The following is an 8,947-nucleotide window of genomic DNA, read 5'->3' as shown; positions in this document are numbered from 1 at the left end:
ATTTGACTACTCTTGACTTGGAAACAAGCAAAAGCATCAGATTGCGGTGTGTGAAGACGAAATGAACCGAAAGTTCGAATCTCACAAAACACCGAAAGCTGTCACATACCCAATTTGCTGAAGCGAGACCATTTGGTCACGACTCAGTACCCGAATTTCTTGACGACCATAGAGCATTGGAACCACCTGATCCCATCCCGAACTCAGTAGTGAAACGATGCATCGCCGATGGTAGTGTGGGGTTTCCCCATGTGAGAGTAGGTCATCGTCAAGATTAAATTCCGAAACCCCAATTGCGAAAGCAGTTGGGGTTTTGTTTTGGGCGGTCGAAAAGGTTCTGGCCTATCGCCATCGCTTGATCCCGACAAATTTGCACAGTTATTTCTGAACCAGAACACTAGAATACACACCTGATCATTTTGTCTTAGAGTCCTATATGTCCGACCCGGTTGATACCACCCAGGTGTCCGACCTACCGCTGGAGGACCTGGTTGCCTGCCACGAGTGCGACTTGCTGATGCGCAAGCCAGAGCTTGCGCACGGTGAAAAGGCCCTGTGTCCACGCTGTGGTTATGAGATGTACGCCCACCGCTTCAATGTCGTAGAGCGCAGCCTTGCCTTGGTGATCGCAGCGCTATTGCTGTACATCCCGGCGAACTTTCTACCCATCATGCAGCTCAATCTACTCGGGCAGTCTTCGCAGGACACGGTCTGGAGCGGTGTAGTTGCCCTGTTCAATACCGGCATGCAAGGCGTGGCGGTGGTGGTGTTTCTGTGCAGCATGGGCATTCCGTTGCTCAAGCTGCTCTGCCAGCTTGCGGTGCTGCTCAGTATCCGCTGGAACATAGGCCGCAGTTATGGCCTGTTGCTATACCGCATTTATCACCATATGCGCGATTGGGGGATGCTGGAGGTCTACCTGATGGGCGTGCTGGTGGCGATTGTAAAACTGGCCGATATGGCTGCCCTTAGCGTGGGCCTGGGACTGGCCTGTTTTATCAGCCTGTTGATGGTCCAGGTACTGCTGGAGGTGGTGATGTCACCCCATCAGATCTGGCAAGCGTTGTCCGGGGAGGACGAACATGCGGGCGATTGATGCTGGCATTCTGATCTGTACCGAATGTCACGAACTGAACAGGCAGGACCCGGACACCGACGAGCAAACCTGCACCCGTTGTGGTGCCCTGGTCCATGCGCGCCGGCCGAACAGCCTGATGCGCACCTGGGCGTTGCTGATTACTGCGGCAATTCTGTACATCCCGGCTAACCTGTTGCCAATCATGACGGTTAACTCACTGGGGCAGGGCGCTCCAAGCACCATCATGTCCGGCGTGATCGAACTGGTTCAGCACGGCATGTTCCCGATTGCCGCCGTGGTGTTTATTGCCAGTATCCTGGTGCCGACCTTCAAGCTGGTAGGCATCGCACTGCTGCTGTTCTCGGTGCAACGTCACCAGCCGCTTTCCGCCAGACAACGCATTATCATGTACCGCTTTATCGAGTTTATCGGTCGCTGGTCCATGCTGGATATCTTCGTGATCGCCATTCTGGTGGCGGTCGTTAACTTTGGGCGACTAGCCAGTATCGAGGCCAATCTCGGTGCCGTGGCGTTCGCCAGTGTGGTGATCTTGACGATGCTTGCCGCAGTAACTTTCGATCCCCGACTGATTTGGGATAACACGGAGTCGGACGACGACCATGACTGATTTGCCAAAGGCTAAAACCCGCCCCGCTTCGAACTGGTCGGCCATTTGGGTACTGCCGTTGATCGCCCTGGTGATCGGTGGCTGGCTCGGATGGCGCGCCTATACCCAGACGGGCATCGAGATCCAGGTGCGCTTTGAAAGCGGTGAAGGCATCCAGGTCAACAAGACCGAAGTGGTCTACAAAGGCATGACCGTGGGCAAGGTCAAGACCCTGGCATTGGATGACGAGGGCAGCAATCGTGGGGTGATTGCGACTATTGAGATGAACAAGGATGTCGAGCAATACCTCAAGGCCAATACGCGCTTCTGGCTGGTCAAGCCCAGCGTCAGCCTGGCCGGGATTACTGGCCTGGAAACCCTGGTCTCGGGCAATTACATCGCCGCCAGCCCCGGCGATGGTGAGCCCACGCGTAAATTCAAGGCGCTCTCCGAAGAGCCCCCATTATCCGACGCCAAGCCCGGCCTGCACCTGACGGTCAAGGCCGAGCGGCTCGGCTCGCTGGACCGTGGCAGCCCGGTGTTCTACAAACAGATCCAGGTCGGCCAGGTCAAAAGCTACCTGCTGTCCGCTGATCAGAACACGGTCGAGATCAAGGTCTATATCGAGCCGACCTACGCCAGCCTGGTGCGCAAACATACGCGTTTCTGGAATGCCAGCGGCATCAGCATCGACGCCAACCTCTCCGGGGTCAAAGTGCGCAGCGAGTCCCTGGCCAGCATCGTCGCCGGGGGGATTGCCTTCGCTACGCCAGAGAACCGCAAGGACAGCCCGCCCACCGACCCAAGCCTGCCGTTCCGCCTGTACGAAGACTTCGATGCCGCCGCCGCAGGGATCCGCATCAAGGTCAAGCTCAGTGACTTCGAGGGCTTGCAAGCCGGTCGCACGCCGGTGATGTACAAAGGCATCCAGGTCGGCAGCCTCAAGGCCCTGAAGGTGGACTCTGACCTGTCCAGCGCCAGCGCCGACTTGACCCTCGACCCATTGGCCGAAGATTACCTGGTGGAGGGCACCCAGTTCTGGGTGGTCAAGCCATCCATCTCCCTGGCGGGCATCACCGGCCTGGAAGCCTTGGTCAAGGGCAATTACATTGCCATCCGCCCTGGTGACAAAGGCGCAAACCCCCAGCGCGAGTTTGTGGCCCGGGCCAAGGCGCCACCGCTGGACCTGCGCTCCCCTGGCTTGCACCTGGTCCTGCTCACAGAAAGCCTCGGCTCCCTGGAAGTTGGCAGCCCGATCCTCTACAAACAGGTCAAGGTCGGCTCGGTGCAGAGCTACCAGTTTTCGCGCAAGCGCAAGCAACTGGTGATCGGCGTGCATATCGAGAAGGAATATGAAGGCCTGGTCAACGGTTCGACGCGCTTCTGGAACGCCAGTGGCGTGACCCTGACCGGCGGGCTCACCGGCGGCATCCAGGTCAAAAGCGAATCCCTGCAAAGCCTGATGGCCGGGGGGATCGCCTTTGAGACCCCAGAGCCGAACGTACCGCTGAGAAATCGCATTCCGCGTTTCCGCCTGTTTGCCGATCACGAAGCCTCCACCCAGCGTGGCACCCTGATCACGATCAAGGTTGACCGCGCCGATGGCCTGCGCACCGATACGCCGATTCGCTTCAAAGGCCTGGACGTGGGCAAGATAGAAAGCGTTGACCTGAGCCCGGACATGCAGTCGGTGATGCTCACTGCGCGCATCACCGAAGTCCCTGAGCGGATCGCCCGTACCGGCAGCCAGTTCTGGGTGGTCAAGCCCGAGTTGGGCCTGATGAAGACCGCCAACCTGGAAACCCTGGTCACCGGCCAATACATCGAAGTGCTGCCGGCAGTGAAAAGCAGCGGTGCGCAAAAGAACTTCGTGGCCCTGGCCCAACCGCCAGAGAGCAACGTGCAAGAAGCCGGCTTGAGCCTGGTACTCAGCGCCGCCCGCCGTGGCTCGCTGAAAGTCGGCGTGCCAGTCACCTACCGGGAAGTCACAGTCGGCAAGGTCACCGGCTACGAGTTGGGCAAGACCGCTGACCGTGTGCTGATCCATGTGCTGATCGAGCCCAAATACGCTCCGCTGGTTCGCGGCGGTAGCCGTTTCTGGAACAGCAGCGGCTTTGGCCTGGACTTTGGCCTGTTCAAGGGCGCGACAGTGCGCACCGAGTCCCTGGAAACCCTGGTCCAGGGCGGTATCGCCTTTGCCACGCCGGATGGCGAGCGCATGGGCAACCCGGCGCTGCCCGAGCAGACTTTCCCGTTATTCGACAAGTTCGAAGACGAGTGGCTGATCTGGGCGCCGAAGATCCCCCTGGGTAAATAGCGCCCCCACCAACACCGCATAACCCGCCCACAAAAAAGGCCGCGATCCATAGGATCGCGGCCTTTTTGTATTTCAACAGCGCGGATCAGACCTCATCCAACTCCGGCTCATCCGCCTGCACATTCACCGTCGCCTTCACCGCATCATGCCGGCGAATGTACTTCCAGTCCGCCTCATCAATGTAGATCCCGTTCGGCCCGCTGCCGCCTTCCAGGTCGATCGCCACCTGGGCGGAGACCTGCGGCTTCACACTGGCCAGGATCGGCACAAAGCCCAGCTGCAGGCTGGTCTCCAGCAGTGCCGCCTGGTTCTTCTCGTCGATATCCGCCGCTTCGTCGAGGTAGTACGGCAGGCGCACGCGACCGGCCTGGTCGCGGTCCATCAAGTGCAGCAACAAGTACATGTTGGTCAGCGCCTTGATGGTCATGGTGGTGCCGTTGGACGCGGCGCCATCAATGTCGGTGTGAATGATCGGCAGGCCATTGACCTTGGTGATCTCGAACGCCAGTTCGAACAGGTCCTTGAGCCCCAACTGGTTATGGTTGGCAGCGACCAGGCGTGCCAGGTATTCCTTGGCCTCTTCGTTCTTGTTGTCCTGCTCGGCACTTTGGCTGAGATCGAACACCGAGAGGGTTTCGCCTTCCTCATACTGACCGGCACTGTGAATGATCTGGTCGATATGCTTGAGCGCTTCCTTGTTCGGCGCCAACACAATACGGAAGCTTTGCAGGTTGGATACCTGGCGCTTGTTGATCTCGCGGTTGAACAGGGCCAACTGGTGCTCAAGGCTGTCGTAGTCGCTGCGGATATTGCGCAGGGTCCGCGCGATATCCGTCACCGCTGCACGGCGTGCCTTGCCCAGGGTCAGGGCTTCGTCGGTACGGTGCGCATACGCATTGATCAACAGGTGCAGGCGGCGCTCCATATCGTCTTCACTGTCGAACTTGGCCACGCCCTTGAGGCGCACCTGGGCGTACAGCGCGTCGATCTGCCCGTCAGCGCGCTGCAAGCCCTGCCAGCTGTCCTGATAGTCATTGAGCAGCGGCAGCAGGTTGTCCATGGAATCGTCGATCGGGTCCATGAACGGCGTGCCGAACGGCAAGTCGGCCGGCAGCAGCTGGCGACGGCGCAAGGCGTCATCAAGGGTGCGCTGCTTGGCTTCCATATCACCGATCTGCCGGCCGACCAGTTGCAGCTTGGCCGACAATTGCTGGACGCGTTCGGTGAACGCATCGCTGGAGCGCTTCAGTTCATCCTGGGCCGCTTCCATCTGCGCCAGGTTTTCCAGTTTCTCGCCTTCCTCGGCACTCAGGGTCTGGGCGCGGCGGAAGTCTTCCAGGGCTTTCTGCGCATCAAGTACCTGCTGGTACAGGGCTTCGGTCTGGGTCTTGCTCGCCGCGCGGTCCGAGGCCACGACCTGCTGGGTCTTGAGTTGCTTGAGTTCTTTTTCCAGGCGCTCCTTCTGGTCGCGCAACGCCGCGCGGTCCGCCAGGGCCTGCAAGGCCGGCGGCTCGATGTGCGAGATGTCGATGGACAGCCCCGGCACTTCAAAGCGCTCGCCGGTGAAGCCATCGAGGATCAGCTCCAGGGATTTGACCCACTGGCCGTCTTCATCCAGGGTGATGCCATGCTCGCCCAGCGGCAGGCTGAACAACGAACTGTTGAACAGACGCATCAGACGCTCGACGTCCTGCTGTGAGAATTCTTCCCGCAGTTTGGCGTAGCTGTTGTTGTCGGCGTGATCGAGTTGCTGCTTGACCGACTTCAGGCGTTTTTCCAGGTCACGCAGGCGTTCGTCCAGGTCCTCGGCACTGAACTGTCGCGATTGCGCCAGGGCGCCGGCCAGTTCGTCGTGGGCATCCTTGGCCGCCAGCAGTTGCTGCTCCAGGACCTTGACATCATCCACCAGGGCAAAGCGATGCTTTAGCACCGACAACTCGCCCAGCCAGCGTTGAATGCCGCTGATTTCCCGCTCCAGGCGCATCAGCTCCTGGGTGCCGCCGCGCTGATCGTTCTGCAGCGCGTCCTGCTCGTTGCGGTAGTGTTCGGCCTGGATCGTCAGCTCTTCCTTGCGTGCATTGGCGTAGTCCGACCAGGTGCCCAGCAGTGAGTCGAGCAATGGCGACAGGCGATGCAACTTGCCGCGCAGGATTTCCCGCTGCTTCACGCCGTTGGACAGCGCCTCCACCAGAGGGCCGGCGGCCACCAGGGAGTTGTAGTCCTGCTCCATGCGTCGTACATCGCGGAACGCTTCTTCGCACGCGGCGATGTAATCCACGCTGCCGGAGCGCAGGCTGTGTTCGAAGGCATCGAGGAACAGCTGCTTGAGCTTGGCCGCGGTGATTTCGCGCATGTGCAGCAGGTTGATAAACAGCGCACGGAAGGTCTTCAGGCTTTGCTCGCTGGTGGAGCGCAGCGGAATCAGGGTCAGGTCCAGCGGGATCGAGGTATGGCCGCCGACCAGCAAGCGCCGCAGCTCATCGGGCTTGAGCTCGTAAGCCTTCAGGCCCTCGCGCTCAAGGTTGGTGAACAGCTCTTTCTGGCGCAGGCAGGTGTCGTTCTTCTGGTAGTGGGCCAGGTCCAGCTTGCCGGCGTAGGCAAAGAACTGGTGGCCGAAACCACCGCCCGGGCCGCGGCCGACCACGCCAATCACGTGCGGGCCGTGGGGCAGCGAGACTTCGACGAGGATGTAGCTGGTGTCGGTGGCGAAGTAGAAGCGCCGCGACTGTTCCAGGGTGTACTTGCCGAAGCTCATGTCCGACATGCGCGCCAGGATCGGGAACTGCAAGGCGTTGATCGACGCCGACTTACCGAGGTTGTTCGCGCCATACACCGACAGCGGCTCTTCCAGCGGGAACAGGCCCAGGCTGTAGCCGGCGGTATTCAATAGGGCGAAGCGGCGAATGCCGTAGCGTTCCTTGCTCATGCATCGGTCTCCTGTTCTTCGGCAATGGCGCGGGCGAGGGCATCTTCTTCGCTTTCAAATTCGCTCAAGTCCAGCGGGTCATCGGTCTGCAGCAGTTTTTCATCGCTGTCTTCGTCGATGATCACCGGCGCTGGCAACGGCAGCACGCTATGCACGCTGGCTGCCAGGTCGCGGTCGGCCTGGACCGACAGGCACACATCAAGGAAGCGGTGCATCGGCGGCAGGAAGCGATAGACGCCGTTGTCTTCACTGGCAAACCCGAGCTGGGTCATGCGGCGCATGATTTTTTCTTCCAGTTCTTCCTGGGTCTGCACTTCGGCCTGGATAAACAGGTCGCGGTACTTCTCCAGCAAGGAGGGCAGTTCATCGCGGCCCAGGCTGCCGCCGTCGAGCACGGCAATCGGGTCGCGGCCCTGGTCGGCCAGGTGCTCGACAATGATGAAAGTGAACAGCGCCAGGCGTTGCGCAGTCTTGTTCACCTGCGCGCTGGCGATGGCCGAGTCGGGTACGAAGTAGTAGAAACCCCGGGTATCGCATACCAACTCAAAGCCCAGGGCCTTGAACAGCGTGCGGTACTGGTCCTGGAAGTTCGACAGTTGCGCGTACAGCTCCGGGTCGCGGCGGCTGACGTGGTAACCCTTGAACAGCTCGCGAAAGATCGGCGCCAGCTGGGACAGTTCGGATAGATCAAGATGCATAAGGTGTGCTCGCAGAATTCTCGGCTACGTCGGTGCTGGCCGGGAGCAGGGCGAATGAGCGCAGGCTGACCTGGTGCTCGTGAGTATGGTAATCCCGGCGTTCCAGGCGCTCGCGCTTGAAACGCTTCTCCCGCGACAAACGCGAGAACCAGTACAGCAACTCGTCGGTGGCCCCGTCTGGTTCCTGTTCCAGCAGCCAGGTCATCAGGTCGGGCATCGGCAGTGCGTCTTCGCAGCGCTCGAGCATCTCCTTGACCGTGCGCGGCGCACGCTGGGCTTCGCCCTTGTGGGATTTGTGGGCCTTGGGGAAGCGCGCCGGCTTGGGTTCGAAATTCGCCAGGGCATACACATAGGCTTCCACTTGGCTGGCGCTGCCGAGGAAGGTGCTCTGTGGCCGGGTAAACATCGGCATCGCCGCTTGCGGCACCGCGTCCAGGCCCTTGCGCCGGATCGCCGACAGGGCCAGCGCTGCGCCACGGGTCACGGCGTTGTGCCGGCGCGCTTCTTCGCGCAGCGGCAGCAGCAGTTCCCGGGCATGGCGCAAGGTCAACTGGGCGCTGGTCTGCATTTCGAGGATGCGTGCGTGGGTGCGCAGCAACATGTCGTCGTCCACCAGGTGGCCCAGGCGTTGCTGCTCGGTGAGCATGCGCAACAGCACGTTCTCTACCTTGCGCACGCCTTGCTCGAAGGCGCCGTCGGCGTTCACCAGCTGGATCATCGGCTCGACGTACTCGTCCCAGGTCGCCAGGACCTCGGCATAACGCTGGCGCAACGGGATCTGCCGGTCGCTGGTCTTGGCCCGGTCGGCCACGGCAGCGAGGGCCTGTTCGTCATTGGCGAGTTTTTTCAGCACGTCGCGCACGCGCATGTCCAGCAGCCGCAGTTGGCGGGCCAGGTCGTGGCCGTCGCGGATGTCGAAGGCGTCCTGGATATAACCGGCCAGGCGCTCGAGGTGGCGCAGGTAGGCTTCGATTTCCAGGCACAGGCCTAGCCGGTGCTCCTTGCGAAGATAGGCCAGGAAGTCATGGATCTGCGCGTTGAGCTCGAAACGGTTCGGGCTCTTGGCGACAGGCACCAGGATATCCAGGCGAATCCACACGTCCAGCAGGTTGGTGATGTCCTGTGGCGTGCTGTCCAGTTGTTGGGCGGCCAGTTGCGCGCGCAACTCGCCAAGGCTCAGGGTGCCTTGGTCGAAGTGTTCGCACAGTGGCTCAAGCAGGGCCCAGTGTTCGGCGAGGGCGCGCAAGACGCGCTTGGGTTCGATCATCGGAATGGCCGGCTGGTTGGCGAATTAAAAGCAGCGATTGTACTGCATCAGGCG

The 8,947-nt window shown here is 60.7% G+C and carries 6 protein-coding genes and 1 rRNA gene; 4 read left to right on the top strand and 3 right to left on the bottom strand.

Translation table 11 applies throughout. The features are described from left to right. Positions 1 to 158 precede the first annotated feature (158 nt). The 4 genes from rrf (at position 159) to HBO24_RS21305 (ending at position 4,002) form a co-directional block, all read left to right on the top strand. Positions 159 to 274: ribosomal RNA gene (gene rrf / locus HBO24_RS21320) — 5S ribosomal RNA — on the top strand. Positions 275 to 436: 162 nt separating this feature from the next. Next, positions 437 to 1,096 (top strand): paraquat-inducible protein A, encoded by a 660-nt coding sequence (locus HBO24_RS21315; protein ID WP_170060243.1) that lies wholly within the window; start codon positions 437 to 439, stop codon positions 1,094 to 1,096. After that, complete coding sequence (locus HBO24_RS21310) at positions 1,083 to 1,706, top strand: paraquat-inducible protein A (protein ID WP_057442078.1); 624 nt, start codon at positions 1,083 to 1,085, stop codon at positions 1,704 to 1,706. The genes HBO24_RS21315 and HBO24_RS21310 overlap by 14 nt, the downstream gene beginning before the upstream one ends. Beyond that, on the top strand, positions 1,699 to 4,002 hold the full coding sequence (locus HBO24_RS21305) for an MlaD family protein (protein WP_115127396.1): 2,304 nt from the start codon (positions 1,699 to 1,701) through the stop codon (positions 4,000 to 4,002). Before HBO24_RS21310 ends, HBO24_RS21305 begins: the two co-directional genes overlap by 8 nt. Before the next feature lie 85 nt (positions 4,003 to 4,087). Here the strand turns inward: HBO24_RS21305 and mksF are convergent, their stop codons facing one another. From mksF to mksB, 3 genes are read right to left on the bottom strand one after another with little or no spacing between them, the layout of a single operon-like run. Continuing rightward, positions 4,088 to 6,928: an Mks condensin complex protein MksF gene (gene mksF, locus HBO24_RS21300; RefSeq protein WP_170060242.1), complete on the bottom strand. Its 2,841-nt coding sequence runs from the start codon at positions 6,926 to 6,928 to the stop codon at positions 4,088 to 4,090. Continuing rightward, positions 6,925 to 7,626 (bottom strand): Mks condensin complex protein MksE, encoded by a 702-nt coding sequence (mksE, locus tag HBO24_RS21295; protein ID WP_057442072.1) that lies wholly within the window; start codon positions 7,624 to 7,626, stop codon positions 6,925 to 6,927. The genes mksF and mksE overlap by 4 nt, the downstream gene beginning before the upstream one ends. Continuing rightward, positions 7,616 to 8,893: an Mks condensin complex protein MksB gene (mksB, locus tag HBO24_RS21290; protein ID WP_057442070.1), complete on the bottom strand. Its 1,278-nt coding sequence runs from the start codon at positions 8,891 to 8,893 to the stop codon at positions 7,616 to 7,618. Before mksB ends, mksE begins: the two co-directional genes overlap by 11 nt. Positions 8,894 to 8,947: the final 54 nt, after the last annotated feature.

This window comes from Pseudomonas sp. WS 5410, from assembly GCF_012985645.1.
Lineage (GTDB): Bacteria > Pseudomonadota > Gammaproteobacteria > Pseudomonadales > Pseudomonadaceae > Aquipseudomonas > Aquipseudomonas shahriarae.
This window is presented reverse-complemented; position numbering and strand designations above follow the sequence as displayed.

Excerpts from the sequence above, each read along its gene's own strand:
- HBO24_RS21315 (WP_170060243.1), top strand. The coding sequence starts at position 437 with ATGTCCGACCCGGTTGATACCACCCAGGTGTCCGACCTACCGCTGGAG.
- HBO24_RS21310 (WP_057442078.1), top strand. The coding sequence starts at position 1,083 with ATGCGGGCGATTGATGCTGGCATTCTGATCTGTACCGAATGTCACGAA.
- HBO24_RS21305 (WP_115127396.1), top strand. The coding sequence starts at position 1,699 with ATGACTGATTTGCCAAAGGCTAAAACCCGCCCCGCTTCGAACTGGTCG.
- mksF (WP_170060242.1), bottom strand. The coding sequence starts at position 6,928 with ATGAGCAAGGAACGCTACGGCATTCGCCGCTTCGCCCTATTGAATACC.
- mksE (WP_057442072.1), bottom strand. The coding sequence starts at position 7,626 with ATGCATCTTGATCTATCCGAACTGTCCCAGCTGGCGCCGATCTTTCGC.
- mksB (WP_057442070.1), bottom strand. The coding sequence starts at position 8,893 with ATGATCGAACCCAAGCGCGTCTTGCGCGCCCTCGCCGAACACTGGGCC.